Origin of the sequence: Robiginitomaculum antarcticum DSM 21748 (assembly GCF_000365025.1) — a bacterium.
Classification (GTDB): Bacteria; Pseudomonadota; Alphaproteobacteria; order Caulobacterales; family Maricaulaceae; genus Robiginitomaculum; species Robiginitomaculum antarcticum.
Genome location: NZ_KB823011.1, coordinates 411,473 through 437,334 on the forward strand (window position 1 = coordinate 411,473; position 25,862 = coordinate 437,334).

At 52.8% G+C, this 25,862-nt stretch carries 21 protein-coding genes; 9 read left to right on the plus strand and 12 right to left on the minus strand.

Features of this window, described 5'->3' with window-relative positions; translation table 11 throughout:
- Genes H142_RS0102060 through cysD form a run of 4 tightly spaced genes read right to left on the minus strand, consistent with a single transcriptional unit; the run spans nucleotide 1 to nucleotide 4,352 of the window.
- Nucleotides 1–381: a hypothetical protein gene (locus H142_RS0102060; protein WP_017930432.1), complete on the minus strand. Its 381-nt coding sequence runs from the start codon at nucleotides 379–381 to the stop codon at nucleotides 1–3.
- Nucleotides 382–391: 10 nt separating this feature from the next.
- A complete protein-coding gene (locus H142_RS0102065; RefSeq protein ID WP_017930433.1) occupies nucleotides 392–1,345 on the minus strand; it encodes a DHH family phosphoesterase in 954 nt (317 codons plus the stop codon).
- Entirely contained in the window at nucleotides 1,342–3,255 is a 1,914-nt protein-coding gene (cysN, locus tag H142_RS0102070) for a sulfate adenylyltransferase subunit CysN (RefSeq protein WP_017930434.1), read from the minus strand. The genes H142_RS0102065 and cysN overlap by 4 nt, the downstream gene beginning before the upstream one ends.
- Complete coding sequence (gene cysD / locus H142_RS0102075) at nucleotides 3,255–4,352, minus strand: sulfate adenylyltransferase subunit CysD (protein WP_017930435.1); 1,098 nt, start codon at nucleotides 4,350–4,352, stop codon at nucleotides 3,255–3,257. Before cysD ends, cysN begins: the two co-directional genes overlap by 1 nt.
- Before the next feature lie 195 nt (nucleotides 4,353–4,547).
- On the opposite strand from cysD, the gene kdsA reads away from it, so the two are divergent.
- Nucleotides 4,548–5,399, plus strand: a complete 852-nt coding sequence (kdsA, locus tag H142_RS0102080) for a 3-deoxy-8-phosphooctulonate synthase (RefSeq protein ID WP_017930436.1) — start codon at nucleotides 4,548–4,550, stop codon at nucleotides 5,397–5,399.
- 14 nt (nucleotides 5,400–5,413) lie between these two features.
- Here kdsA and H142_RS0102085 read toward each other — a convergent pair whose 3' ends face one another.
- Nucleotides 5,414–6,589 carry a DUF3089 domain-containing protein gene (locus H142_RS0102085; protein WP_017930437.1) on the minus strand — a complete coding sequence of 392 codons (1,176 nt, stop codon included), beginning with the start codon at nucleotides 6,587–6,589 and terminating at the stop codon, nucleotides 5,414–5,416.
- Nucleotides 6,590–6,690: 101 nt separating this feature from the next.
- On the opposite strand from H142_RS0102085, the gene H142_RS0102090 reads away from it, so the two are divergent.
- Nucleotides 6,691–7,398 carry a DUF502 domain-containing protein gene (locus H142_RS0102090; RefSeq protein WP_017930438.1) on the plus strand — a complete coding sequence of 236 codons (708 nt, stop codon included), beginning with the start codon at nucleotides 6,691–6,693 and terminating at the stop codon, nucleotides 7,396–7,398.
- Between the two features lie 38 nt (nucleotides 7,399–7,436).
- Here the strand turns inward: H142_RS0102090 and recG are convergent, their stop codons facing one another.
- Entirely contained in the window at nucleotides 7,437–9,521 is a 2,085-nt protein-coding gene (gene recG / locus H142_RS0102095) for an ATP-dependent DNA helicase RecG (protein WP_017930439.1), read from the minus strand.
- 76 nt (nucleotides 9,522–9,597) lie between these two features.
- Here recG and H142_RS0102100 point away from each other — a divergent pair, with 76 nt between their 5' ends.
- Both H142_RS0102100 and mfd read left to right on the plus strand, forming a co-directional pair.
- On the plus strand, nucleotides 9,598–9,873 hold the full coding sequence (locus H142_RS0102100) for a succinate dehydrogenase assembly factor 2 (RefSeq protein ID WP_017930440.1): 276 nt from the start codon (nucleotides 9,598–9,600) through the stop codon (nucleotides 9,871–9,873).
- A gap of 6 nt (nucleotides 9,874–9,879) precedes the next feature.
- Nucleotides 9,880–13,338 (plus strand): transcription-repair coupling factor, encoded by a 3,459-nt coding sequence (gene mfd, locus H142_RS0102105; RefSeq protein ID WP_017930441.1) that lies wholly within the window; start codon nucleotides 9,880–9,882, stop codon nucleotides 13,336–13,338.
- Nucleotides 13,339–13,346: 8 nt separating this feature from the next.
- On the opposite strand, the gene H142_RS0102110 is transcribed toward mfd, so the two are convergent.
- A complete protein-coding gene (locus tag H142_RS0102110) occupies nucleotides 13,347–14,687 on the minus strand; it encodes a PleD family two-component system response regulator (RefSeq protein WP_017930442.1) in 1,341 nt (446 codons plus the stop codon).
- Nucleotides 14,688–14,727: 40 nt separating this feature from the next.
- Nucleotides 14,728–16,815 carry a M2 family metallopeptidase gene (locus tag H142_RS0102115; protein ID WP_017930443.1) on the minus strand — a complete coding sequence of 696 codons (2,088 nt, stop codon included), beginning with the start codon at nucleotides 16,813–16,815 and terminating at the stop codon, nucleotides 14,728–14,730.
- A 151-nt stretch (nucleotides 16,816–16,966) separates the two neighbouring features.
- On the opposite strand from H142_RS0102115, the gene hemH reads away from it, so the two are divergent.
- On the plus strand, nucleotides 16,967–17,953 hold the full coding sequence (gene hemH / locus H142_RS0102120; protein ID WP_017930444.1) for a ferrochelatase: 987 nt from the start codon (nucleotides 16,967–16,969) through the stop codon (nucleotides 17,951–17,953).
- On the opposite strand, the gene H142_RS0102125 is transcribed toward hemH, so the two are convergent.
- The 3 genes from H142_RS0102125 to H142_RS0102135 form a co-directional block, all read right to left on the minus strand.
- On the minus strand, nucleotides 17,936–18,580 hold the full coding sequence (locus H142_RS0102125; RefSeq protein WP_017930445.1) for a nucleoside/nucleotide kinase family protein: 645 nt from the start codon (nucleotides 18,578–18,580) through the stop codon (nucleotides 17,936–17,938). The two genes, hemH and H142_RS0102125, sit on opposite strands and share 18 nt — an antisense overlap.
- Complete coding sequence (thrC, locus tag H142_RS0102130) at nucleotides 18,580–19,926, minus strand: threonine synthase (RefSeq protein WP_017930446.1); 1,347 nt, start codon at nucleotides 19,924–19,926, stop codon at nucleotides 18,580–18,582. Before thrC ends, H142_RS0102125 begins: the two co-directional genes overlap by 1 nt.
- Nucleotides 19,927–20,035: 109 nt before the next feature.
- A complete protein-coding gene (locus H142_RS0102135) occupies nucleotides 20,036–20,653 on the minus strand; it encodes a helix-turn-helix domain-containing protein (RefSeq protein WP_017930447.1) in 618 nt (205 codons plus the stop codon).
- Between the two features lie 115 nt (nucleotides 20,654–20,768).
- Between H142_RS0102135 and cysG the strand changes: the two genes are divergently transcribed.
- Genes cysG through H142_RS16975 form a run of 4 tightly spaced genes read left to right on the plus strand, consistent with a single transcriptional unit; the run spans nucleotide 20,769 to nucleotide 25,344 of the window.
- A complete protein-coding gene (cysG, locus tag H142_RS0102140) occupies nucleotides 20,769–22,157 on the plus strand; it encodes a siroheme synthase CysG (protein ID WP_017930448.1) in 1,389 nt (462 codons plus the stop codon).
- Nucleotides 22,154–22,504: a DUF2849 domain-containing protein gene (locus H142_RS13980; protein ID WP_017930449.1), complete on the plus strand. Its 351-nt coding sequence runs from the start codon at nucleotides 22,154–22,156 to the stop codon at nucleotides 22,502–22,504. Before cysG ends, H142_RS13980 begins: the two co-directional genes overlap by 4 nt.
- A gap of 1 nt (nucleotide 22,505) precedes the next feature.
- A complete protein-coding gene (locus H142_RS0102150; protein WP_017930450.1) occupies nucleotides 22,506–24,161 on the plus strand; it encodes a nitrite/sulfite reductase in 1,656 nt (551 codons plus the stop codon).
- The gene (locus tag H142_RS16975; RefSeq protein ID WP_017930451.1) at nucleotides 24,148–25,344 is read left to right on the plus strand and encodes a phosphoadenylyl-sulfate reductase; all 1,197 of its coding nucleotides are present in this window, start codon (nucleotides 24,148–24,150) and stop codon (nucleotides 25,342–25,344) included. Before H142_RS0102150 ends, H142_RS16975 begins: the two co-directional genes overlap by 14 nt.
- Nucleotides 25,345–25,354: 10 nt before the next feature.
- Here H142_RS16975 and H142_RS0102160 read toward each other — a convergent pair whose 3' ends face one another.
- Nucleotides 25,355–25,669: a DUF1476 domain-containing protein gene (locus H142_RS0102160; protein ID WP_017930452.1), complete on the minus strand. Its 315-nt coding sequence runs from the start codon at nucleotides 25,667–25,669 to the stop codon at nucleotides 25,355–25,357.
- Between the last annotated feature and the right edge of the window lie 193 nt (nucleotides 25,670–25,862).

The following is a 25,862-nucleotide window of genomic DNA, read 5'->3' on the forward strand; positions in this document are numbered from 1 at the left end:
TCAATAGCTGCTTCGGTCACCCAGAAGGTACCGGATGAGGTCGATAGAATCGAGAGCAAAGGAAATCCCGTTCACAATCAGAAATATCACGATGAACCGGTTGGTCCATTTGCGGTGTGACGGGATGTTTCGGCGTGGCCACAAATAAAGAAATAAGGGCGTCCAGACGATCAAATGTCCGAGACCCAGGATGCGTGTGTAGCCAAAGGCCTGATATAGCCCCAATACGATCAGAGAAAGCGCAATGACAGACGCCGCCATCCACCTCGCCCTCTTGTCAAATATTGCAAAGCCGAAACTTGCTAAATTGACAACGGCCAAAACCGTGAACCAAATATTGAGCAGTCCTTCGGCATTTCCCAGATGATCAGACAAAGTCATAAAAAGCGGCTCATATGGTATATCTCGCTGCCATAGCAATTATAAAGCGCGCCAGATCCGCGCTTGGCAAATGATTAATCCCTGCAGCTGCTGCGCGTCCACCCCCTGTTTCAAAATCAATGGCAATTTTATCCGCGCCTAAAGATGCGTTTTTCGGCGCGCGGATGGACACTAGCCAGCCGCCATCCTGTGCTGTCAATATGGCATGAGCGCGGGCAGGATGGTCCAAGGCAAGACGGTTTCCCAGCGTGCCGGAAATGCGCCGCGACGCTGCTGCATTCGGGAGTTCCAATATATGGACAGCCGATGTGTCGTGAATAATTTTACCATCCCGTGCATGATCCCAATCACTGTCAAATCCGTCCTTAAGTATCTGAAATACATCAGGACATACCGAGATAGCCTGCATTGGAGTGTCAAACTCACGTAGCGATGTAAATAGCTTTGCAGGTTGGATATGAAGGTCTGCTTCGCTGCCGCCATAGCCGTTATAATTCAGGAGTTCACCAAATTCGCGTAACTTTCCGAGCGGCAGATTATGACCGGTTGCATAGGCTTTGGCGAGAGCAGGGAAATTATCGCCATAGGCTGCAGTAACCGCCCAAGCGCGGTAGGCGCCGCCTAGGGCCATATCGATTATCGCTGCAGTGCAGATGCGCGGCGAGGTGTCGATCATAGCGGTCAGGTTTTTGTGGGCTGGAATGTCTCCGGCATTGTGATGATCGGCATAGATAATCTGTGCCCCGTCAGCGAGTAGGCGGCGAACATCATCCATATTACTGCGCATGGAAATATCCAGTGCATAGATGAGGTCCCCTGCTGCGGCCTGAACCCGTGACAGCAGGTTTATATCGCGCTTACGCCCTGTGACGACTCTGGCGTCCGGCTGCGGCGCCTCTCGGTAAAGCTGCACAGCAGAGCATATGCCGTCCGCATCGCCGTTAAAGGCGTAAATTATGCTCACAGGTCAAGACCTTCTAAATATCCGTTATCTTGCAGATATGTAACGATGACTTCTGCAGCCTCCTTAGCGCTCATATCATTTGTATTAATTATTATCTCGGGATTTTCAGGGATCTCATAATCACTGTCAATTCCGGTAAAGTTTTCGATCAATCCCGCCCGCGCTTTGGCGTATAGACCTTTAACATCGCGGGCTTCGGCCACGTCGAGCGGTGTGTTGACAAATATCTCAATAAATTCGCCGTCATCTAAAATGTCGCGGGCCATTCTTCGCTCCGCTTTAAAAGGAGAGATAAAGGAGACAAGTGTCACCAGCCCCGCATCAACCATGAGCTTTGTCAGCTCCGAGACGCGGCGGATATTTTCCACCCGGTCGGCATCTGTAAACCCAAGATCGTTATTCAGGCCATGACGAACATTATCACCGTCCAATATATAAGTGTGACGGCCAAGGTCAAACAGGCGTTTTTCGACCAGATTGGCCACGGTTGATTTTCCTGAGCCGGAGAGGCCCGTAAACCAAAGCGCTGCGGGTTTTTGGTTTTTCTGTCCGGCGCGCTCCGGCTTTGCGACTTCCAGATCCTGCCAGACCACATTTTTTGCGCGGCGAAGCGAAAAGCGGATCATACCTGCACCGACTGTGGCATTACTCTGCCGGTCTATCAGGATGAAGCTGCCCGTATTGCGGTTTTCACTATAGGGATCAAAAGCGATCGGCGCACCAAGAGAGAGTTTAACCTCGCCAATTTCATTTAGGTCAAGCGTTTTGGCCGCAGCTTTGGCGAGCGTATTGACATTTGTGCGGTGATTTATCGAACTGATCGAGGCGGGGACAGTCTTATTGCCGGTTTTCAGCAGATATTGACGGCCGGGAAGAAGCGCATCATCACTCATCCAGATGATGTCGGCTTTAAACTGATCGGATTGTCCGGCTGGATGTTCGGCGGCGCATATGAGATCGCCGCGCGAAATATCGATCTCGTCTTCAAGCGTTAGCGTGACCGCCTGATCTTCGCGGGCGACTTTTAAATCGCCATCAAATGTAACAATCGAGGCGACCGCTGAGCGTTTACCCGAGGGAATAACGATAATTTCATCGCCCACTTTGATTTTGCCGGACGCAACCGTGCCGGAAAACCCTCTGAAATCCAAATTAGGGCGGTTAACCCACTGGACAGGCAGACGGAAGGGGGCGTTTAAATCTGCGCTCTCGACATCGACGGTTTCCAAATACTCCATCAGCGTCGGGCCTGAATACCAACCGGCCCGCGCGCTTCGCGTGCTGACATTATCACCGTCAAGCGCGCTCATAGGGATGAACGCCATATCCGCAAAATCTAGCTGTGTCGCAAAGTCACGAAAATCTGTTTCAATAGCGTTGAACTTGCGTTGATCAAAGTCGAGTAAATCCATCTTATTGACAGCTATAACGACGTGTTTAATGCCTAGTAGCGAACAAATATAGGCGTGGCGGCGCGTTTGTATCTGAACGCCGTGCCGCGCATCAATGAGCAATATGGCAACGTCTGCAGTTGAGGCGCCGGTCGCCATATTACGGGTATATTGCTCGTGTCCAGGCGTGTCGGCGACAATGAATTTGCGCTTATCCGTCGAGAAAAAGCGGTAGGCTACATCGATTGTAATGCCTTGCTCACGCTCCGCAGCCAGACCGTCCACGAGTAGTGCCAGATCGATTTTATCACCCTGCGTGCCGGATTTTTTACTGTCTTTTTCAATTGTAGCGAGCTGGTCTTCATAAATCAGCTTGGAGTCGTAGAGCAGGCGGCCAATCAATGTTGATTTACCGTCATCCACGCTGCCGCAGGTGATGAACCGCAAAAAGCTTTTGCGCTCCTGTGCGTCCAGATAGCCGAGGATATCTGTCGCAATGAGGTCGTCATGATGGCTCATTAGAAATACCCTTCCGCTTTTTTCTGCTCCATGGACGCGCCGGCGTCGCTGTCAATGACCCGTCCTTGGCGCTCTGATGTCGTAGTTAGCAGCATTTCTTGAATCACGTCGGGAAGGGTTGTGGCTTCACTGCGTACTGCGCCGGTCAGAGGGTAGCAGCCGAGTGTGCGAAACCGCACCATAGCCTGTTCTGGCGTCTCGCCATCCGCCAGCGGCATACGGTCATCATCGACCATGATGAGAACGCCGTCACGCTCGACAACAGGGCGCGTCTCGGAAAGGTAAAGCGATGGAATGTCGATATTTTCTTTGTAAATATATTGCCAAATATCCAGCTCTGTCCAATTTGACAACGGGAAGACCCGCATAGACTCGCCCTTATGGACGCGGGCATTATAAATATTCCACAGCTCGGGACGCTGGTTTTTGGCGTCCCATTGATGGGTATCTGTTCGGAAGCTAAAAATGCGTTCTTTAGCGCGCGACTTTTCTTCATCACGCCGCGCGCCGCCAAAAGCGGCATCGAATTTATATTTATCAAGCGCCTGTTTCAGGCTCTGCGTTTTCATAATATCCGTGTGAACCGCGCTACCATGCGTAAATGGCCCGACGCCGCCGCGCACGCCATCTTCGTTAATGTGAACGATTAAATCCATACCGACTTCTTTGGCGCGGCGATCCCGAAACTGTATCATTTCCGAGAACTTCCATGTCGTGTCGACATGCATAAGCGGGAAGGGCGGCTTGCTGGGATGAAACGCCTTTTGCGCGAGATGCAGCATAACAGAGCTGTCCTTGCCGACACTGTAAAGCATGACTGGATTTTCGCACTGCGCGGCCACTTCACGCATAATGTGGATGCTCTCGGCCTCAAGCCGGTCGAGATGGGTTAGGCGCGGACCGTCCAGTCCGGCTTCCAGATCGGCAAGTTTGATCAGCGCTTTTTGCAATGTCTTGGGCAGTATATGTCCGCCATCGGAGAGGCGCGATATGCCCTTGCCGTCATTAAGCAGCTTGCGCGATAAGGTCGACACGCTCTGCCCGGTGTTTTGTGCCAGCCGGTTAACGCGGTCGAGAAAAGTTATTTGATCAGACATATTATCGTGGGATATTTCCCACTCCCTGTTTGTTGAGCTTGATATAGGATTTTTAAGTGCGCTGACAAGACCAAATTTTCAGCAATGACTTAATTTGAATGTGACAAGCCTATTGTGCCGCCATTATGCAATCGCGCAGGCATGCCTCTTTAGATATCTACAAAACTGTTTATATGGGGGGCAAAGGAGACACTCATGACGACTGCCAATGCAACAATTGTGATGAATACGCCCGGCGGCGGTGAATATCGCATCGGAAATGATCAGCCCATGACATTTCTGGCGGGGCCATGCGCTATGGAGAGCCGCGATCACGCTATGATGACAGCCGAGCGCCTCAAAGGTATTGGCGAGCGCGTCGGTGTGAATATAATTTACAAGACCAGCTATGATAAAGCCAATCGCACAAGCATTCACTCGCCGCGCGGGCTGGGCCTTGAAAAAGCCATGCCGATTTTTGACGAAATTCGCCGCGAAATTGGTCTGCCATGCGTCACGGATGTTCACACCGAAGAGCATTGCCGCCTTGCCGGGCAGCATGTTGACGTCCTTCAAATCCCGGCGTTTTTGTGTCGCCAGACAGATTTGTTGGTTGCGGCCGCCGAGACCGGAAAGGTCATCAATGTCAAAAAAGGTCAATTCCTTGCGCCGTGGGACATGAAAAACGTCCTCAACAAAGTTGTCGAGGCCGGGAACGGCAATGTTATGGCGTGTGAGCGCGGGGCAAGCTTTGGCTATAACACTTTGGTGACGGACTTTCGGGGTCTGCCGATTATGAAAAGCTTTGGCAGTCCGGTTGTGTTTGACGCCACGCATAGCGTGCAGCAACCCGGCGGGCAGGGTGGAACATCAGGCGGCCAACGTGAATTTGTTCCTCATCTCGCCCGCGCGGCGGCCTCTATTGGCATTGCAGCGATGTTTATGGAAACGCATCCCGATCCTGATAATGCGCCGTCTGACGGGCCGAACATGATTCCGATGGACCAGTTCGAAGATCTGCTCGAAATGATCATGAAATTTGATCGCCTATCGAAATCTTTAAATTAGTCTCACTTGGCCACTTAATCTGCAGGCGTGACCGGCACGTCTTCAACGTCGATGATGTCCAACGGCTCGAGCTTTGGCGCGCGGCGCGGAAGATCACCTGCGGCGTGGCGGGCCGCAATCCGCTCCATCATATTCTGGCGGATATCCTCTGAAAACAGATTATATGGCGGTGTGCGGTAATGGCCCCCAAACCGCGCCGGACGCCTTAGATTACTGGCTTTCGGCATATCGATAACCAGCAGACCATCCTCGCATTGTGCACCGAATTGATGGTCAATAGCGGGCGGGTCTGTGCCTTCCGGCAGGCCACTCGCCGCGATTGCGCCTTTATGGAGACGTGCAGGGGCGTAGTCGCTTGATTGCTTCCACAATAGCGGGTTGACACATATCGGGATATGTCCGTCAGTTGCTTTCAAATTGCCACCGTCGAAAAACAATGTTTTCGTGACATATTGCCGGGCCAGAAGGCCTTCGCTCTCGCTTACTGTTGTGAACGCTACAGCGCAGCCCGTTTGCCGAGCTGTTTCACAGACAGGAATATCGCCTAAAGCGGCGAGCGGGGTCGGGTGGTCGATGATATAGGCCGCGACCAATCGGGTTTTTATGTTTCGGTCCATTTTGGTTTGCAGCAGTCGCTGAACATGCAAACCGCCTTGACCGTAACCGACAATGACGATGGGACGCTCCGGCGGTGAGACTGACAGAAATACAGCAAAGGCGCGGGCAATATCGCCAAAAGCAAATGTCTGCGCGCGAACGGCGTCATCACGATTTGTAAGAAAGGAATATAGTGCAGCCTCGCGATAATAGGGCGCAAACACGCGCCCCCCGACCCCCAGTGGACGGATGTAATTGGGCGCGATAACATGTTCCACATCGGCTCTGAACTCTGCCGATCCTGCATCCGCAACCCAGTTTTTACCGCCTAAATGCTGCGTCGGTCCGACGACAAATATATCGGCTTGATCAGGGTTTAGCGTTGAACTGTCAAAAGCCCCCGGCAGCTCTATCCATGACGCGCGCGACGTATAATCCGGAGCTAAAGGCGGGTTATATGTCTGAAAAGGCTGTCCGGGATCATTGAAATACCGAAACATATCATCACGGTAAAACCATGTGGCAACAAGCAGAAGGGCCAAGGCTGCCAAGGTGCTTATCAAAAAAATAGTTTTCAGCCTATTGGATGTCATAAAGTTTCCCTGTTATCAGGAGTAGACTACAGCGCTTTGCGGTGAAAGTCATTTACAGCTTGATGAAATCGTGACCATGTTGAGCACAAAAAGGTAATGCCATGACTAAAAGTTCAAGCGCCGCAAGACGTAAACTCAAGGCGGCGCGATATAGTTTTCGCCGCTCAGTGCGCACAAATCTGATTTATGGTCTGGTTGTTGCCCTGCCGATTGCGGCGACCCTCGGTTTTATTTGGTTTGTTGTCAGTAAATTTGATTCCTTCATTAAACCCAAGCTTCCTCCCGAATTTAACCCTGACAGCTATCTGCCGTTTGAAATACCCGGTATAGGTCTGCTGATCACAGTGGTCTTTATATATTTTCTGGGCGCTCTGGCCCGCAATTTTTTCGGTCGCCAGATTATTGCGGCGGGTGAACGCTTCGTTAATCGCGTCCCGCTCATTCGAAATATCTATAATTTTGTCAAACAATTGGTCGATACCTTCACCATCAGTACGGACAAGGCTTTCCGCGAAGTGTGCCTGCTTGAATATCCGCGAAAAGATGTTTGGGTCATGGGGTTTGTGACCTCTAATGTACGCGGCGCGCCGGGCCGTGTTTTGCCGCCCGGATTTATCAATGTTTTTGTGCCGACGACGCCAAACCCGACCAGTGGGTTTTTGATGATGATTAGCCGAGATGATGTCAAAATACTGGATATGTCTCCGGAAGAGGGGGCAAAATTGATTATCTCTGCCGGTGTGGTCAGCGATCCCCAAGCTCCCACAAATGGTGCTGCGTCGTTAATCCCGCCTTTAAAGCCCGGTTAGGAACCTGCGGGTGAGCCGGGGCTATAAGCCTAGGTTCACTACCCTGAACGCATAATCTCGACGCCGCGATCCTGTTCAAATAGATACAATAGCGTGCGCGCAGCCTCGCCGCGCGGTGAAGTGAGCTGCGGATCCGTTGCCGCAATTAGACGCGCCTGTTGAGCTGCTATTTCAAGCAGAGATCTGTGTGCGTCGAGATCAGCCAGTTTAAACGCGGGCAGGCCGCTTTGCTTAGAGCCGAGTAGATCGCCTGAGCCGCGCAGTTCCCAGTCCTGCTCTGCAATGACAAACCCGTCCTCGGTCTCGCGCATGATTTCCAGGCGCTTTTTCCCGCTAACTGATAAGGGGCCTTTATAAAGCAAAAAACATGATGACGGTTTATCGGAGCGTCCGACACGGCCGCGAAGCTGATGAAGCTGCGCCAGCCCGAACCGCTCGGCATGTTCGATGACGATTATCGTCGCATCCGGCGCGTCCACACCGACCTCAATAACTGTTGTGGCAACCAAAATGTCGTAATCTCCGCGTTTAAACGCTTCGGCGATATCCGTTTTCTCCTGCGCCTTCATACGTCCATGCAAAAGTCCGATGCGCGAACCGAATATAGCGGTCAGTTGCCGGTGTCGGTCTTCAACGCTGGAGAGATCTATCAGCTCGCTGTCTTCAACCAAGGGGCAGACCCAATAGACACGCGCACCGTCTTTGACAGCGCGTTGTACGCCGTCGATCAGATCATCCAGACGCTCCATCGGCACAATACGCGTATCAATCGGACGTCGCCCGGCGGGTTTTTCATCAAGGCGCGACACATCCAAATCACCATAGCTGGTCAAAGCAAGGGTGCGCGGGATAGGCGTGGCTGTCATAACTAGAATATCGGGGCGATGACCCTTTTCCATCAGGCGCATGCGGTCATTGACGCCAAAGCGGTGCTGCTCGTCAATAATGACGAGGCCCAGATCAGCAAATTCAACCCCGTCTTGAAATAAGGCGTGGGTTCCGCAAATAACGTCGATATAACCGTCACGCAGTCCGGTCGCCAGCGCCGCACGCGGTTTGCCTTTATCGCGACCTGTCACAGCTTCAACAGTGAGATTGGCGGGCGCGAGCAGGGCCTTAAGACTGTCTGCGTGCTGGCGGGCTAAAATTTCGGTGGGTGCCATAATGGCGACCTGCGCGCCGGCCTCTGCGACATGAGCTGCCGCGAGAGCTGCAACAAATGTTTTGCCTGCGCCGACATCGCCTTGCAGCAGACGCGCCATCCTGTTTTGAGAGCCCATATCAGACTTTATATCTTCAAAGGCCCGAAGCTGGGCGCCGGTTGGCGTAAACGGTGCGCCCGCGAGTACTTCGGCGACGTAATCGCCTTTGGCCGTAAATGTCCGGCCACTGCGGGCGCGGTTTTGCTCACGCACGATCGCGATAGCCAGCTGCTGCGCCAGGAGTTCATCAAAAGCGAGGCGCCGTCGAACAAGGGAGTCCGGTGCGGTTTCCATCTTACTTTGCGGGGCATGCAGGCGCTGTATCGACTCGGCCCAGCGCGGCCACCCTTCACGCTCCATTAGGGCCGGATCCAACCACTCATCAAGCTCGGGTACGCTTTTAAGCGCCTCGCGCATAGCTTTTGCCGCCACTTTTTGCGACAGCCCTACGGTTAAAGGATAAAGCGGTTCAATATCGGGGATCAGGGCGGCGTCCTTTGGCGCGACAACGTGATCGGGATGCGCCATTTGCGCGCGGCCATTATAAATCTCCACTTTGCCAGAAATGATCCGCTGCGCGCCTTCGGGGAGTAGATTTTGCAAAAACGGCCCGCGGCTGTGAAAAAAGACAAGCTCCATATCGCCGCTCTCGTCAAACACTCTAATGCGGTAAGGGCGTCCGCGTCCGCTTGGGGGACTATGCGTGCCTATGGTCACCGTAAAGGTCGCAACAGTGCCGTTTATCGCGTCTGCTATTGCAGGGCGGGCGCTGCGGTCTATGCATCCTGATGGAGGGGTCATGACAAGATCTTTAACGCGGTCTCCCATAGCGCGCGACAAGGCCTGCGCTATCTTATCGCCCACGCCATAAAGCGTGGTGACATTAGCAAAGAGCGGAAACAGGATTTGTGGTCGAGCCATAATGCATCAATGCCGCAGCTGCGGCACGGACACAACATGTTGCGGCTATAATAATTGCCCCTTATGAAGGCCCGCTATGACACAAGAAAATACCCCAGACATAAATCTTGAGGCCCGCCGCAAGCGGTTGATCTACCGATCCAATTACCGCGGCTTCAAAGAGGCCGACATATTGCTTGGGGGCTTCGCGGCGAAATTCGTTCCTGACATGCAGGCCGATGACTTAACGGAGCTGGAAGCCTTGCTCGAAGAAAATGATCATAACATCTATGCATGGATTACGAAATCCGCGCCGTTGCCAGCCCAATTTGATACGCCGCTTTTTGCGCGACTGCAAAACTACCGTCCGTAGATCCTGATGCTCGAACACAAAACATATGCCCGTTTTGACGGCGCGCTTAGCGTTGGCGGTTTGCCCGAAGGCGCGGACGCGCTTGTTTTTGTTAAAGCGTGCCGTGCGCGCGGCGGACGTCATGTTTTTATCGCTGCTGATGACACGCGCGCTGCAAATTTTATCGCAGCGTGCCAATTTTTCGCGCCGGATATTACCCTGCTACACCTTCCGGCGTGGGATTGCCTGCCCTATGACCGCGTTTCACCCAGCCGGACTTTAGCCGCCAGACGCACCGCTACGCTTTACGCCCTGACTGATGATTTAGGCGATATTCCGCTGATCATTGTGACGACAATTAGCGGCGCCCAGCAAAAAGTTGCGCCGCGAAATGTTATGTCCCGCGCCGGCTTTCGCGCGAGAGCGGGCGAGGATATTGATCGCGACGAGTTGCAAAATTATCTGGTGTCTAATGGATATAGTCGCGCCTCGATTGCTGTCGAGCCGGGGGATTTCGCCGTGCGCGGCGGCCTGATTGATATTTTTCCACCGGAGCTGGATCAGCCTGTGCGTCTGGATTTTTTCGGCGATGAGCTGGAAAGCCTGCGCAGCTTCGATCCGCAAACGCAGCGCACGACGGGCAAAGCTCCGTCTCTTTATCTTGCGCCCGTCAGTGAAGCGCTTCTGAGCGAACAGAGTAAAAGCCTGTTTCGGACAGGATATATCGCGGCCTTTGGCGGCGGAATTTCACGCGACCCTATCTATGCGGCGGTGACCGAAGGCATTCGTCCGGCGGGCATAGAGCATTATATGCCGCTGCTCTATGACGGGCTGGAAACCGTATTTGATTATTTTGGTGCCAAGGCCCTTATCGCCATGGATGGCGGCGCAAGCGAAGCTTTGATGGAGCGCCGCACACTCATAGAAGATTATTACGACGCGCGCGTTTCATATGCCAAGACGCAATCCGATAAGGATGGCAAATACCGCGCCTTGGAGCCCGACAAGCTATATCTGTCCAGCGCGGCATGGGACGCGGCGGTTGAGCCGCATGATGTGCGCCTTCATAGTGGATTTGAACGCCCTGCCGCGCCGGGCATTATAAATTTTGGCGCGAAACTAAGCCGTAATTTCTCAGCCGAGCGCCAGACCGAAGGCGTCAATATATTCGAGGCTGCAGCGCAGCATTTAAACGCGCTCGCCAAAGATGGACAGCAAGTCTGGCTGGCCAGTTGGACAGAGGGCAGCTCCGAGCGCATGGGCACGGTTCTAACTGATCACGATCTGCGTACAGGCTTGGCCGAAAATGGCGACCAAGCGCTTGGCATTAAGCCTGGAACAATCCGCCGCGTTATCCTCCCGCTCGAACATGGCTTTACGCTCGGCGGGCTTAGCGTTATTTCCGAACAGGACATTCTGGGTGACCGCTTGGTCAATCGCGGGCGGCGTAAAAAAGCCAAGAATTTTATCTCCGATGCGACGGCGCTGCAAAATGGCGACCTGGTTATTCATATTGACCACGGCCTGGGCCGGTATCTGGGCCTGACAACCTTGCAGGTTCAAAACGCGCCGCATGATTGCCTTGAACTTGAATATGCCAAAGGAGCCAAACTCTTCCTGCCCGTAGAGAATATCGAACTGCTCTCGCGTTATGGTAGCGCGCCGGACACAGTTCTGCTGGATACGCTCGGCAGCGCGTCCTGGCAGGCCCGTAAATCCAAAGCCAAGCAGCGCCTGCGCGACATGGCTGAAGAGCTTATCAAGATCGCCGCAAAACGAGCGCTGCGAACTGCCGAGGCTGTCACGCCCCCCGAAGGGGCCTATGACGAGTTTTGCGCGCGTTTTCCGTATTCTGAGACGGATGACCAGCTCAGCGCTATCGAAGATGTTATTGCCGATTTGGGGAGCGGCCGTCCGATGGACCGCCTGATTTGCGGTGATGTCGGCTTTGGTAAGACCGAAGTGGCGTTGCGCGCCGCCTTCATTATGGCCATGTCAGGTAAGCAGGTCGCGATCGTCGCGCCGACAACCGTGCTGGCGCGGCAGCATTTTAAAACATTCGAGGCCCGGTTTAGAGGCTGGCCTGTCAAAGTGCGGCAGCTTTCACGCTTGGTAACCGGTAAAAATGCGGCGCTGACGCGCGAAGCATTGAAGACCGGGCAGTGCGATATCGTTATCGGCACCCATGCTTTGCTGGCAAAATCCGTTGGATTTCGCGACCTTGGACTTTTGGTTGTTGATGAAGAACAGCGCTTTGGCGTGCAGCATAAAGAGCGGCTTAAAGCCCTTCGCGCGGATGTTCATGTCCTCACCCTCACTGCGACGCCTATCCCGCGTACCCTACAAATGGCGCTGTCCGGTATTCGCGATTTGTCGCTTATAGCCACGCCGCCCGTGGATCGTTTGGCTGTACGGACCTATATCACGCCATGGGACCCGGTTAGCCTGCGTGAGGCGATTTTGCGCGAACGTTACCGCGGCGGACAAAGCTTTTTTGTTGTGCCGCGTATTGCCGATTTGAAACGCACAGAAGAGTTTTTGCAGCTTCATGTGCCGGAAGTGAAATACGTTATCGCCCACGGACAGATATCGGGCGGGGCGCTCGAAGATGTCATGACGGCATTTTATGACGGGCAATATGATGTGCTCTTGTCGACCTCCATTATCGAGAGCGGCATTGATATCCCGACGGCCAATACAATGATCATCTACCGCGCAGACCGCTTTGGACTCGCCCAGCTCTATCAGATGCGCGGACGTGTCGGACGGTCCAAAACCCGCGCCTATGCCTATATGACTTTGCCGGATACGCATCAGGTCACAGCCGGCGCGCAGCAGCGTCTCAAAGTGCTACAATCTCTGGATACGCTTGGCAGCGGATTCTCACTGGCCAGCCACGATCTGGATATGCGCGGGGGCGGTAACCCTCTGGGCGAAGAGCAGTCCGGGCACATCAAAGACCTCGGCGTGGAGCTTTACCAGCACATGCTTGAAGAGGCGGTCGCAGCCTTACGCGACGATGTGGAAGTGTCCGATCAAAGCTGGACGCCGCAAGTCAATTTAGGCATATCCGTGCTTATTCCGGAGAGCTATGTCGAAGACCTCAATGTTCGGTTGTCACTCTATCGCCGCACGTCAGAAATTGAGGATGATACGGGCAGCGAAAGCTTTGCAGCCGAACTCATTGACAGGTTTGGGCCGCTACCCCGTGATGTTGAAAATTTACTAAAAATCATGCAAATCAAAAGATTATGCAGAGTAGCTCATGTTGAAAAAGTTGACGCTGGACCGAAAGGCGCTGTCCTTACTGTCCGTCATGGCGATGTGAAGAAGCCGGAGGTTATTATTAATGCACTGCAGAGCCAGATGAACTGGAAGCTCCGTCCGGACCAAAGTATTTTCGTGCGCGCGCATATGGATGATGAGCGCTTGCGGATTTCAGGTGTCATACGCGCGCTAAAATTGCTCATGCCGCCTAAAGATTAAGCATAGATCTAGGCGCTGACCGACTGCCTGTCGTCATATTGCCGCGCAATCGTGTGGGGCGTTAACGTCACCTGGAATTTCCGGTCCATATCATCAAAGGCGGTTAGCTCAATCATATCTGACAGACGCGCCAAAACACTCTGGACGTCATCACTTTTCGTATCCGGAAATATAATACCTATGCAGTCGGCGGATAAACGCGCTGCAAAATCCTGCACACGAATAACCCCGGCAATCATGCGCTCAATTTCGAGTTTGGCATGAAAGAAGGCCGCATCCGATATCCGGCCGTGTTCCGGCGCAATACTCAGGCGTACGACCCCGACAGAAACGCTGCGGTTACGGCGCGCTGCATCGAGTTTTACGCGGTCCAGATGCGCGTGGAAAGCCGCTTCGGTAAATAGCCCGGTATTTGCATTTACCGACTCACCTAGATTTAACGCTGAAAAAGCTTGGCGTAAATGTTCATATGCGCGCTGCCCGCGGGCTAGTTCTAATATCCGCCCGGAAATTTCATTCGTTTCCGCTGACGCGTAAATAACATCAGTAATACCTCGCAATTGAGCGGCGGATGACAGCTCAGGGTCATCTTCCGGCGACAAAACCAAGACGGGAACATTATATAACCGGGAATTTTTACGCATTGTCGATGCTATACTATAAGCGGGTTCCTCTCCGTTTAGCCCGCTTACAACAACTGCGTCGAATTTTACGCTATGTAAGTAATCAAATGCCGTAAAACTGGTGAAAGCTGCGGTTAAATCTGCATCCGATCGATCAAGAGCGTGAAGAACGGACATAAATTCGGGAACCGGACTGCCAACAAAAAGGATCTTTAGATTTGGCAAATCAGTGGTGATGGGCTCTGCCGGAAGGTCGAAATGGGCCGCTAATGTGCGTTGGCGCAGCATAAATTCGTGATTCATTGTCTGGAGGCGAAAGAGAGATGACAGACGGCTTGATAGTTGCGCGGGATGCACGGGATGGCGCAGTACAGAATCGAATATTTTCAGATCATTATGCGGCGTGCTTGCCGGCGCAACCATGATAAGGGCGGGCGGTGATTTACGGAATGTAGATTTTATCCGTGTGGCCAGTGCCAGTATTGCTGTATCTATTTCCGTTGGAAAATAGAAAATGACCCCCCGTAATTGCCGGCTTGGCAATGCCGGCAGGGCGCGTCCATCAAATGACGCCGTAAAAATCTCGCAGCCCAATCCCGCTAGGCGGTCTTTGAGGCGCAGAATCTCGACATCCTCGCATTCCGGCCTGTGGATAATCCACAGACGCGGTAATGGCGCAGAGCTGTCCTCTGATGGCGTATTTGCGATGTCGACAAAATCGTTCACACCCCTAGTCTAGGGCAAACGCGTTATTGACCCGTTAAATTTACCCGCCTTGCGGCATATCCCAGCCGCACTGACGGCCTTCATTTTGGTCCTCTAACCAGGTTTGCAGGGGCGCGAAATACTCAAGTAATGCTGAGCCGTCCATTGTCCGCTGTCCGGTAAAGGCTTCCAGAGCATCCGGCCAAGGTTTTGACGCACCCATTTCCATCATCGCGTTAAACCGCGTGCCAACCTCTTTATTTCCATAAACTGAACAGCGGTGAAGCGGACCCTCAAATCCTGACATGTCACAGGCCGCCTTGTGGAATTGGAACTGTAAAATATGGGCCAGGAAATAGCGCATATACGGTGTATTTCCGGGAATATGATACTTAGCGCCGGCATCAAAGGCACCAGCTGGACGGGCCGCCGGCGGGCGAATGCCCTGATATTCAGTGCGCAGCTTCCACCATCCATCATTATAAGCAGATGGTGCAATCTTGCCGGAAAACACCTGCCAGCGCCATTTATCAACCATCAGGCTAAACGGCAGGAAAGCGACTTTATCCATCGCTTGACGGAGTAAAATTGGGATGTCGCCGCTGGCATCAGGAATGTCAGCTTCGTTCATAAGGCCGATTTCCACCAGATATTCGGGCGTGATCGACAGGCCAATCATATCACCAATCGCTTCATGGAAGCCGTCATTCGCGCCTGTCTTGTAAAATACAGGCTGGTTTTGATAGGCGCGTTGATAGATATTATGACCCAGTTCGTGATGTACTGTCTGGAAGTCTTCGCCGGTTATCGTCGTGCACATTTTGATGCGGACATCTGATTTATCATCAATATCCCATGCTGAGGCATGGCACTGAACATCACGGTCAGCCGGTTTTGTTATCAGCGAACGTTCCCAGAATGTGTCGGGCAGGGGATCAAAGCCCAGTGAAGTGAAGAAGGCTTCGCCGGTTTCCACCATTTTCTTTTGGGTGTATTTTTGCTTTTCTAAGAGAGACGTAATATCAATCGACTTCCCGCTAAACCCTTCTGGCTGTACGACAGGGTAGATATTCCCCCATTGCTGAGACCACATATTGCCGAGCAAATCTGCGCGGATCGGCTGATCCAACGGTACGATTTCATTGCCGTATTCATCATTAAGTTCGTAACGGACATAACAATGCAGCTGTGTGTAGAGCGGCTTAACTTGATTCCATAAGCGCTCGGATTCTTGGGTGAAATCATCCGCCGACATATCATAACCGCCGCGCCATAGCGCGCCTGTATCGGCAAATCCCAGCTCGGCAGAGCCTTCATTGACGATCTCAACCATACGGCCATATTCACTGGCCATAGGCGGCGAGATCGTGCGCCATCCTTCCCAAATTGTTTTGAGCAAGCCAGGGTCACGTGATTCGGCTATAATCTTACTGGCTTGACCAAGATGAATTGTGCCCTCCGGCGCTTCTTCGCCAAGTTTGCCGTAATCCGCGTCGCCTCTTTTGTTCTCATCAAGAATTTTGATGATGCGTTTGTCCGTAACGTCAACAGCAAAGCGGCCCTTGGCATAACGCCCGTCTAGCGATGTCATAATGGTCGATAGCTCGGCTGCTGCGCCGGGTTTTTCCGGTGCCGGAAAGTTGCTACCGCGTTTCAGCGCGCTCATTTTGCGCTCCATATCCGCAGGCAATTTGATGTCGTTGAACCGTTTTGCGCCATTGGCAAGACGGGTTTGCATTTGCGAATATTCAGTTGACGCTTTGGTAAGCAGCCAAGCTGTGTCTTCAGTGACGAAATTGGCATTCACCCAAGCCGCGCGGGACGCATATTCATTCATCCGCTCAATATCTTTAGCCGCGGCTTCAAGAAATTCTTTAGCTTGTTGCGGCGTGGCTCCATCGCCGCCGCGCAGCATTTCTGCGGCGCGTGACTGGGTTGTGCTGGCAGGTGTCGGGGTGTTGATGTCCGGATCGGTTGTGACCTCGCGCGTCGCATCCACTTGATCCTGATACGTCGATCCCGCTTCAGTTTTGCGGGTTTTTTGATCACAGCCGGAGGCTAGAATAAGCGCAATCGCGCTGACCCCCAAAGCCGTCCATTTTAGCGAAGAGCGGGTAGCAGCGGAGCGCAAAGCCATGGTCATAAACATTATCCTATTGTGCGGTTATGTCCGCCCCAGAGGCAAGACAAGTCTGTTACCTTTGTCTTGCCAGAAATTTTCCTGTAAAAAAAGCCTTTTCCTTGCGTCTATCGGTCAGGCGCATACGTAATGTGAAGTAAATTTAGTGAAAGCGCGTGTGATGACCCCAAAAACAGGACTGTTACTTGTCAATCTTGGCTCGCCGGATGCGCCGACACCTAAAGCCGTGCGCCGTTACTTATTCCAATTTTTACATGACCACCGCGTGATTGAACTGACCCGCTGGATTTGGTGTTTCATTTTGCATGGAATAATTCTGCGTGTAAGGCCGGCGCGGTCAGCGAAAGCTTATGCAAAAATATGGGGAGCCAAAGGTCGCGAAGCCCCGCTGATTGAAATTACGCGCGCGCAAGCTACGAAAATCCAAAAGAGGCTTGGGCAAAATGTGTCCGTAAATGTGGCCATGCGGTACGGCAATCCGTCAATCCCTGCGGCAATGGACGTATTTGCGGCGGCGGGTATAGACCGCATTGCGGTTTTGCCGCTCTATCCCCAATATGCGGCGGCCACGACGGCCTCTGTCTATGACGACGTTTTTAAAGCGCTAAAAAAGAAGCGCGATATGCCTGCCTTGCGGTTTTTACGCAATTATTACGAAGAGCCCGCTTATATTGCAGCTCTGGCCGACTCAATATCCGCGCAAATTGATCGTCAAGGCTGGGAGCCTGACGCGATCATTGCCAGTTTCCATGGCTTGCCCGTTGAGATGGTTGAAAAGGGCGATCCTTACAAGGATGAGTGCCAGAAGACCGCAGAGCGGCTTGGGGAAGCGCTCGGCGCTCGCGCGGATAAACTCATATTGACATTCCAATCGCGATTCGGTCCCAAAGAATGGCTACAACCATATACTGATAAAACCCTAGAGAAACTGGCTGGCGAGGGGAAAACAAAAATCATCTGTATCACGCCCGGATTTGCTGCGGACTGCTTGGAGACTTTGGAAGAGATTGCGATCGAAGCCCGAGATGACTTTATTTCGGCAGGCGGGACGCATTTTGAGATGGTGCCGTGCCTGAATGCGCAGGATGATCATTGCGACCTGCTGGCCGATATTGCGCGGCGTGAGCTTTTATCCGGTTGGGAGTGAGCGCCCAATTAAAGCTGCTATGGCCTCGCCGGACATATCACGAAACCGCTTTGATGGGATACTGATATCCGCGAGTGCAATGTAAGCGGACTTACGGCTTTCCAGAAGCTCCGGATAGCAACGCCGCATAGCCGATTTGCTATCCTCATTGGCGGATGTGGTAAAAGCGCTACGCCAGATCAAAGGTTTCGGATTTTCAAAAAACAGATCTTTCAAACGCGTTATGTCCCGCTCGCTAGCCGATATGTGCACAATTAGCGCGTCTTGTTTAAGCGCGGATAAGACTGCCGGATCGCAATAAATGGCGCTTCCCGTCAGATCAAATATCGCGCCTTTGCTAGGTTTCAGAGCCTTTTTAATTAGCCCGGTTTCTTCTGTGATATAGCGAGCGGCGCGCTCATCATGGTGCGGATGATCCGGATAGTGCATCCAATCGGCCAGAGCCTGCATATCAACAAGCCCAAAAGTTTGAGCAATCTGGGCGTCATTTTCATAAATACGCAGATCAAAGGCGTCTGCCATAGCCCGTCCGGCATAGCTTTTTCCAATATTAGACATGCCGACAAAAGCGAGCCGCAATGTGCCGTTTGCCAGATGGTTTATATAGTCCTGCTGGCTAAGCTGCATCAGGCTTTGCCGGACAGCATGTCCGAAAGAGCTGCGAGTTCCGGCTTCATTTCAGTGATATACGGCGTTTTCTTCTTAAGCTTTTTGAGCGCATTTGGCATAGCAATGTCATCATGAATGATCCGTTCAACCTCACTGTGGAATTTGGCTGGATGCGCCGTCGCAACAGTAATTTGTGTAAAATCAATATCGACATCTTCACGAAAGGCTTGGGCAGCCAAATGACCAATTGTCGTATGCGGGCACATGGCGTATCCCGTCTCGTTATAATAACGACGCATATGGCGCATGGTTTGCTCATCCGTAAAACTCGCGCCCCAGACGGCCTTGCGAAGAGCTTTGATGTCCCCGTCGAACAACTCTAAAATACGCGGGAAGTTATTGGGCCGGCCAATATCCATCGCATTAGAGAGGGTTGGGACAGACGGACGGGGCGTATATTCACCGCTGCGTAAATAGTCGATAAAAGGATCATTAGCATTATGCCCGACGACGAACCGGTCAATGGGCGCGCCCATCTTTTTCGCGATAAGTCCTCCTGTCAGATTCCCCAAATTACCTGAGGGAATTGAGAATACTAAAGGACGCTGCGGGTAGGCGGCTCTCGCCTGTAGGGCCGTCCAGAAATAATAAAAACTCTGCGGCACGACGCGGCCGACATTGATGGAATTTGCACTCATCAAATTATGCTGCGCGGTCAAGTCTTTATCTGCAAATGCGGCTTTCACCAGCGCCTGGCAATCATCAAAACTGCCTGTCACGCGCAGAGCCCGCACATTACTGCGCTTGCCCATAGTGGTGAGCTGCTGCTCCTGAATGGCGGACACTCCCCCTTCAGGATAAAGAATGAACACGCGCGTGCCAGGTTGATTCAGAAAGCTATAGCCAATGGCCCCGCCCGTATCACCGGATGTTGCGACTAATATGGTTCGCGTGTCATTTTCGCCCGAGAGGTGCGAGACGCTGCGACCCATAAAGCGGGCCGCGAAATCTTTGAAGGCCAGCGTCGGGCCGTGAAACAATTCTAAAAAGAAATCATTGCGCGGCTCATTGAGGGCAGGATCCAGTACGTATCCGTCTGCCGTCACCATAGGTACAGGGAAGTTATAAGCATCCTCGCAGATGCGTTCTAAATCTTCGTCGGAAAAGCGGTCATCAACGAAATGCCGAGCCAGTTTCGCCGCGCAGGCATGGAATGGAAGTGCGCCGAGCTTGGCCATTTCATCAAGTGTAAAAGACGGAATTTCACTTGGCATATAAAGCCCGCCATCTGGCGCGAGGCTCGAAAGCAGAGCTTCCCCGAAGCTTGAGGTCAAATCCGGATTAGAGTGCGAATAGTAATGCATGGCTGTCGCTCGCAATGTTGGGAGCGCTTTCTAGCGCAGCCCTGCTAAATGGCAAGTCAAAGACGGGCGGGTGTCGGGACGTGTGCCGCGTTTGACGTCATGTGAGGCCTTAACGCACAATTTTTGCAAGAATGTTGACCATAGATGCATGCGCCGGTTCGTTACCAATATTTGTGATGCAATGCGGACGGTCCGCGCGGTATCGCAAGGTTTCGCCCGTGCGGCCCTCAAATATCTCTCCCGCGACATCGACGCGGATATGACCCGACAAAATAGACAGGTTTTCAATAGAGCCGGCAGGATGCGGCGAGCTCTGCAACTGCCCGCCGGGTTGAGCCAAAAAGTCATACCATTGGACAAATTCGACCGTATCAATGCTGCCAAGAATTTTTAGAGTTACAAGCCCATCATCACTGCTCAGTAGCGGGATGTCTTTACGCTTGGCATGTTCAATCAATGCGGGAAGGTCCTCATCGTTTTCATTGACCGCAGACAAAACCGCTTCCACAGTCGTGCCCAGGGCAACAGACAGGCGCGTTATTGTTGCCAGCGTCGGATTAGACTCGTTTTTCTCGATTTTGGAGATCAGGCTTTTGGCAACGCCGGAATGTTCGGACAAATCGCCGAGTGACATGTCTTCAGCTTGGCGTAGACGCGAAATTGTCGCGCCGAAATGCGCGCCAATGGCGCTGCAGGCCGCATTTTTTTGTCGTTTTGGTTTGCTCATTTTGCTGTTCACAGTTCTATGATTAAAAAAACACGTATTTGATCTTTAAAAATCTTAATCGTTCTATATATAGAACACTTGAGTTAAACAAGTCCCGTTTTGGATGAAGGCCGCTATGCGTTACTTACCGATACATATTGATACCCAAGACGGGCGCATTGTCATCGTCGGCGGGGGAGCTGCGGCCGAAGCGAAATTGCGGACGCTGGTGAAGACCGAAGCCGTGCTTGATGTCGTCGCCACCCGGATCACTCCTGAAATCGCGCGCTGGGCAGAGCAGGGCAGGGTCAACCATAGCGCCCGCGAATTTGTAGAGAGTGATTTAGACGGTGCTTTGCTCGTCTATGCGGCCAGCGAGGACGACTCTGATAATGCCATGATCTCGGCTCTGGCCCGCGCACGCGGCATTCCCGCAAATGCTGCTGACCAGAAAGCCGCTTGTAGCTTTATTACGCCGGCTCTGGTTGACCGCTCACCCGTGGTTGTATCGATTGGCACAGAGGGCACATCACCGGGATTGGCGCGCGCGATTAAAGCTGAATTTGAAACATTGCTTCCCTCTACATTAGGCACACTTGCGTTACATATCAAAGATTTGAGAGCTAAAGTTAAACGCTCTTACCCCGAGCTTGCGGCGCGTCAGCGCTTCTGGGCTGCTATTTTCGGCAAGGGCGATTTGAATTCGCAGCTGCGCCTGAGTGAGGCGGCTTTAACGCAACACGTCGAGATGGCAATCGAGCAGGGCGAAGCAGCCTTAGGCGGCACGATCAGTCTTGTCGGCGCGGGTCCGGGTAATCCTGATCTATTAACCCATCAAGCGCGGCAAAAACTGCATAGCGCTGACGTTGTCATATATGACCGTCTGGTCAGTCAGGGCGTATTGGATTTCGCCCGCCGTGAGGCTGAGTACATCTATGTCGGCAAAGAGGCGGGCGGCGTGTCTACGCCCCAAGAGCATATTAATGCATTATTGATAGAAAAAGCGCGCCAAGGGCTAGCTGTCGTGCGGCTGAAAGGCGGCGATCCGCTCATTTTTGGGCGTGCAGACGAAGAACTGGACGCGGCACGTGCCGCCGGCATACCCGTGGAGATTTGCCCGGGAATCACCTCTGCGGCGGCGGCTGCGGCGGCTATCGGGCAGTCTTTGACATCACGCGGGGTGAATAAGTCTATAACCTATATGACGGGTCACGATACCAAAGGTTTTGCGGAGCAGGATTGGGCGCGATTCTCAAAGCCTGGCGCCCGTGCGGCGATCTATATGGGCGTTGGCGCGGCGCGCTTTATCCAAGGGCGGCTTATGCTGTACGGAGCAGTCCCTACGACGCCTGTCACTATAGTTGAAAATGCATCACGTCCCGAGCAGATCATTCTTGCAACAACAGTTTCCACATTGCCGGAGGCCCTGAAGCGCGGGGGCATTACGGGGCCGGCCATATTGCTTCTAGGGTTTACGCCCGCGCAATCTGTTGCCGCTTCATTGTCCAGAAAGGCCGCCTTATGAGCAGTTTGAAACATAAAGGCGTCGGCCCGCAGGCCATGACCGCCAATGGTCTTCGTAAAGGGCCGGTTGTCTATATGCGCGAGCAGCTGGATTGGAGCACGGATTATGCCGAGGCGCTGATTACCGAGGATGAAGAGATAATCGCGCATATGGACGAAGCTGCCCAATTGGCGTCTGTAAATAATCTGGTGGTGGGCGCCTACTTTATTGATATTGACGCCGATAGTCGGGAGCCTGTTCGATATAGAGAACGGTTTCGGATGAATGGTCCAAGCTTTGATCCGGGGCGTCCCACATACGCTGAGCATGCCAAAACCCACGGCGCAACGCGATTAAGCGAGAGCTAATATGTATAGATATGACGAATTTGATCATCAATTTGTGCAGTCCCGCACGACGCAGTTCCGCGACCAGGTTATGCGCCGTTTGGATGGCCGCCTGACAGAAGAGCAGTTCAGGCCACTGCGCCTAATGAACGGGCTATATCTGCAATTGCACGCTTATATGCTCCGCGTGGCTGTGCCATATGGAACGCTGCGCAGTGACCAATTGCGCAGGCTTGCTGATATAGGCGAAAAATATGATCGCGGCTACGGCCATGTCACAACGCGCCAGAATATGCAGTTCAATTGGCCTGAACTGGTCAATGTACCGTCAATATTGGACGATCTGGCCGAGGTTGAAATGCACGCCATTCAAACCTCCGGAAATTGCATTCGTAATGTGACGTCTGACCCTTGGGCCGGTGCGGCGCAGGACGAAGTTGAAGACCCGCGCCCGACCTGCGAGCTTTTGCGCCAATGGAGCAGTCTGCATCCGGAATTCACATTCTTGCCGCGCAAGTTTAAGATTGCGGTTACCGCATCTGAAAATGACCGCGCTGCAATTCGCGCCCATGATATCGGTATCAAGATTGTTCGCAACGCGGCAGGTGAGGTCGGTTACCACATCTATGTTGGTGGTGGTCTGGGCCGAACGCCCATCATCGCAAAGAGCCTGAATGATTTTGTCCCGCGCGACGAGCTGCTCAACTATCTGGAAGCTGTCATGCGGGTTTATAACCGTTATGGGCGCCGCGATAACAAATATAAAGCGCGCATCAAGATATTGGTGCAAGAGACTGGAATTGAACAGTTTCGCTGTAATGTAGAGGCCGAATATGCCGCGATGATCCCTGCCGACATTACGGTTGACGCAGAGGAGCTGGAGCGCATTGCAGAATATTTTTCGCCGCCGAAATTTGAAGCCGTGAGTCAGAATTCCGGCGAAATAGAGGCGCAGCGCAAGGCTGACCCTGAATTCGCGCGCTGGTGCAATGCCAATTTAGGTGAGCACCGCATGGCCGGCTATGCCATCGTCAATGTCTCGCTAAAGCCCATCAAGGGCGCGCCGGGTGATATCACAAGCGAGCAAATGCGCGTTGTTGCGGATTTAGCGGATGACTATAGCTTTGGCGAAATTCGCTTCACTCATGAGCAAAATGTTGTCTTGCCGCATGTGAAACGCTCTGAGGCTTTAGCTGTTTATGACGGCCTAAAAGCGGCTGGACTAGCAGCGGCGAATATTAACAAAATTACCGATATAATCTGCTGCCCCGGTATGGATTATTGCGCGCTGGCGACGGCCCGCTCAATTCCGGTCAGTCAGGCGATAGCCCAGCGTTTCGCCGATCCTGAGCGCCAGACTGTTATCGGCGAAATGAAGATCAAAATCTCAGGCTGCATCAATGCCTGCGGTCATCATCATGTCGGTCATATTGGCATTTTGGGTCTCGAGAAATCCGGCGTGGAATTCTATCAGGTCACGTTGGGCGGCGATGCGACAGAGACGGCCACAGTGGGCGATAAGACCGGTAAGGGCTTTTCACAGGACGAGCTTATTGACGGTATTGAGCGGATGGTTGATTTTTATATTGAAGCCCGTGAGGGACAGGAGCGTTTCTTGGACACTTACCGCCGCATGGGCATAGCCCCCTTTAAGGAGGTGCTTTATGCCGATCATTAATGCCGGTCGCGCTGTGACGGATCACGGTGATACGCCGCCTCCAATGGAGGATTTCCTTGGCCGTAATCACGGGCGCAGCGTCACGCTGCCGCCGGACGCGGATCTCAATACGCTGGAACCAAGATTATCCGGGCTAACTGACATAGAGGTTGGATTTCCGGCTTTTACCGATGGGCGCGGTTTTTCCATCGGAAAACAGCTTCGCAGAATGGGCTTTGAGGGCAGGTTGACCGCCACAGGGCCGATTATTCCCGATCAATATGTTTATGCATTGCAATGCGGATTTGACCAGATCAAAATTGATGAGGAGACATTTTCGCGCTTTGGCGAGGCGGATTTCAAAACGGCGCTCGATGCTTTTGCGCTGACGTATCAACCCGGCTACGCACATCCGCTCGGCCCGGCGACCAATATATTTAAAGCGCGCGCTGCGCTGCGTAAAAAAAAACCCGATGATTCGGTCTTAGACCCTAATCCTGATCTATATTCAGGCTTGTCGGGACAGGACTCACTTCGTCGCGCCATTACACAGGACTTCAAGGGTGAGATTGTCCTAGCGAGTTCATTGGGCGTTGACAGTGCTGTATTGCTGCACATGGTCAGCGAGATTGATCCCGGATTGCCCATATTGTTCCTCGAAACCGGTCAGCATTTTAAAGAAACTCTGGCCTATCGCGACCAGCTTGTTGCGCGTTTGGGGCTGACGCATTTTCGCTCGATCCCCCCATCTCCGAAAGAAGTCGCCGATATTGACCCGGACGGCACGCTAAACCAGCGCGACCGTGATTTGTGCTGTAATCTACGTAAAGTGCGCCCGCTTGACCGTGAAATTGAACCGTTCAAGGCCCGTATTACAGGCCGCAAGCGTTACCAGACGCCGCAGCGCGCCACTATGCCGATATTAGAAACAGGCGGCCGCCAGATTAAGGTTAATCCGCTGGCGTTCTGGTCTGCCAAAGATGTTACGGCCTATATTCGGGCCCATGACCTGCCGCCCCATCCGTTACTTGCGCTTGGCTTTTTATCGATAGGCTGCGAGCCGTGCACGACGCGCGTCACTGATGGTGAAGATCCGCGGGCGGGGCGCTGGCGCAATTCGGATAAAACCGAATGCGGAATTCATATGATTGACGGCAAATGGGTCAGCGTTGCGCCAGAGGTGCAAACGCATGAGGTGTTTTAGCTAAATCTGACTAACCTTCAGCGATTTGAACGCGGGCCTCTTCCATCAACGCGTCCATTTTTGTTCTAAGGTCAACGTCCGTAATGCTCGCGCCGGCCTTGTCGAGATCCGCCTTAACCTTACGGAAGACATCCATATCGCCGGCTTCTTCGAAATCGGATTTAATGACCTCTTTTGCATAGGCGTCAGCGTCTTTGTGACCGATGAGCGGCGCGGCCCATAAGCCCAGCAGCTTGTTACGTCGCGCGCCGGCTTTGAATTCCTGTTCAGCGTCCAGCTCGAACTTTTTCATGGCTGCGCCTTTGCGCTCGTCAAAACCACTCATGGTGAAATCCTTTCAAAAGATATGTTACTTTGATGTGGCGGTTTTATCGCGCAGGTCAAGAGCCGTTAGATAAGCCATGCAACTTTTGTGTGTATGGGCCGCGCCGCGCCATTGTCGCGGCAGAGGCTTTAAGCTAAGGGGGTCGCTTAACGATTGCAGGCCGATTCAGGTATGGGCTGCGACCAGTGAAAGT

Bases quoted from the DNA above. Each gene is read 5' to 3' on its own strand.
- H142_RS0102160 (WP_017930452.1), bottom strand. From the start codon at position 25,669: ATGAGTGGTTTTGACGAGCGCAAAGGCGCAGCCATGAAAAAGTTCGAG.
- H142_RS16975 (WP_017930451.1), top strand. From the start codon at position 24,148: ATGCCGATCATTAATGCCGGTCGCGCTGTGACGGATCACGGTGATACG.
- H142_RS0102100 (WP_017930440.1), top strand. From the start codon at position 9,598: ATGACACAAGAAAATACCCCAGACATAAATCTTGAGGCCCGCCGCAAG.
- H142_RS13980 (WP_017930449.1), top strand. From the start codon at position 22,154: ATGAGCAGTTTGAAACATAAAGGCGTCGGCCCGCAGGCCATGACCGCC.
- H142_RS0102060 (WP_017930432.1), bottom strand. From the start codon at position 381: ATGACTTTGTCTGATCATCTGGGAAATGCCGAAGGACTGCTCAATATT.
- recG (WP_017930439.1), bottom strand. From the start codon at position 9,521: ATGGCTCGACCACAAATCCTGTTTCCGCTCTTTGCTAATGTCACCACG.
- H142_RS0102085 (WP_017930437.1), bottom strand. From the start codon at position 6,589: ATGACATCCAATAGGCTGAAAACTATTTTTTTGATAAGCACCTTGGCA.
- cysG (WP_017930448.1), top strand. From the start codon at position 20,769: ATGCGTTACTTACCGATACATATTGATACCCAAGACGGGCGCATTGTC.
- H142_RS0102115 (WP_017930443.1), bottom strand. From the start codon at position 16,815: ATGTTTATGACCATGGCTTTGCGCTCCGCTGCTACCCGCTCTTCGCTA.
- cysN (WP_017930434.1), bottom strand. From the start codon at position 3,255: ATGAGCCATCATGACGACCTCATTGCGACAGATATCCTCGGCTATCTG.
- mfd (WP_017930441.1), top strand. From the start codon at position 9,880: ATGCTCGAACACAAAACATATGCCCGTTTTGACGGCGCGCTTAGCGTT.
- hemH (WP_017930444.1), top strand. From the start codon at position 16,967: ATGACCCCAAAAACAGGACTGTTACTTGTCAATCTTGGCTCGCCGGAT.
- cysD (WP_017930435.1), bottom strand. From the start codon at position 4,352: ATGTCTGATCAAATAACTTTTCTCGACCGCGTTAACCGGCTGGCACAA.
- H142_RS0102150 (WP_017930450.1), top strand. From the start codon at position 22,506: ATGTATAGATATGACGAATTTGATCATCAATTTGTGCAGTCCCGCACG.
- H142_RS0102135 (WP_017930447.1), bottom strand. From the start codon at position 20,653: ATGAGCAAACCAAAACGACAAAAAAATGCGGCCTGCAGCGCCATTGGC.
- kdsA (WP_017930436.1), top strand. From the start codon at position 4,548: ATGACGACTGCCAATGCAACAATTGTGATGAATACGCCCGGCGGCGGT.
- thrC (WP_017930446.1), bottom strand. From the start codon at position 19,926: ATGCATTACTATTCGCACTCTAATCCGGATTTGACCTCAAGCTTCGGG.
- H142_RS0102090 (WP_017930438.1), top strand. From the start codon at position 6,691: ATGACTAAAAGTTCAAGCGCCGCAAGACGTAAACTCAAGGCGGCGCGA.
- H142_RS0102125 (WP_017930445.1), bottom strand. From the start codon at position 18,580: ATGCAGCTTAGCCAGCAGGACTATATAAACCATCTGGCAAACGGCACA.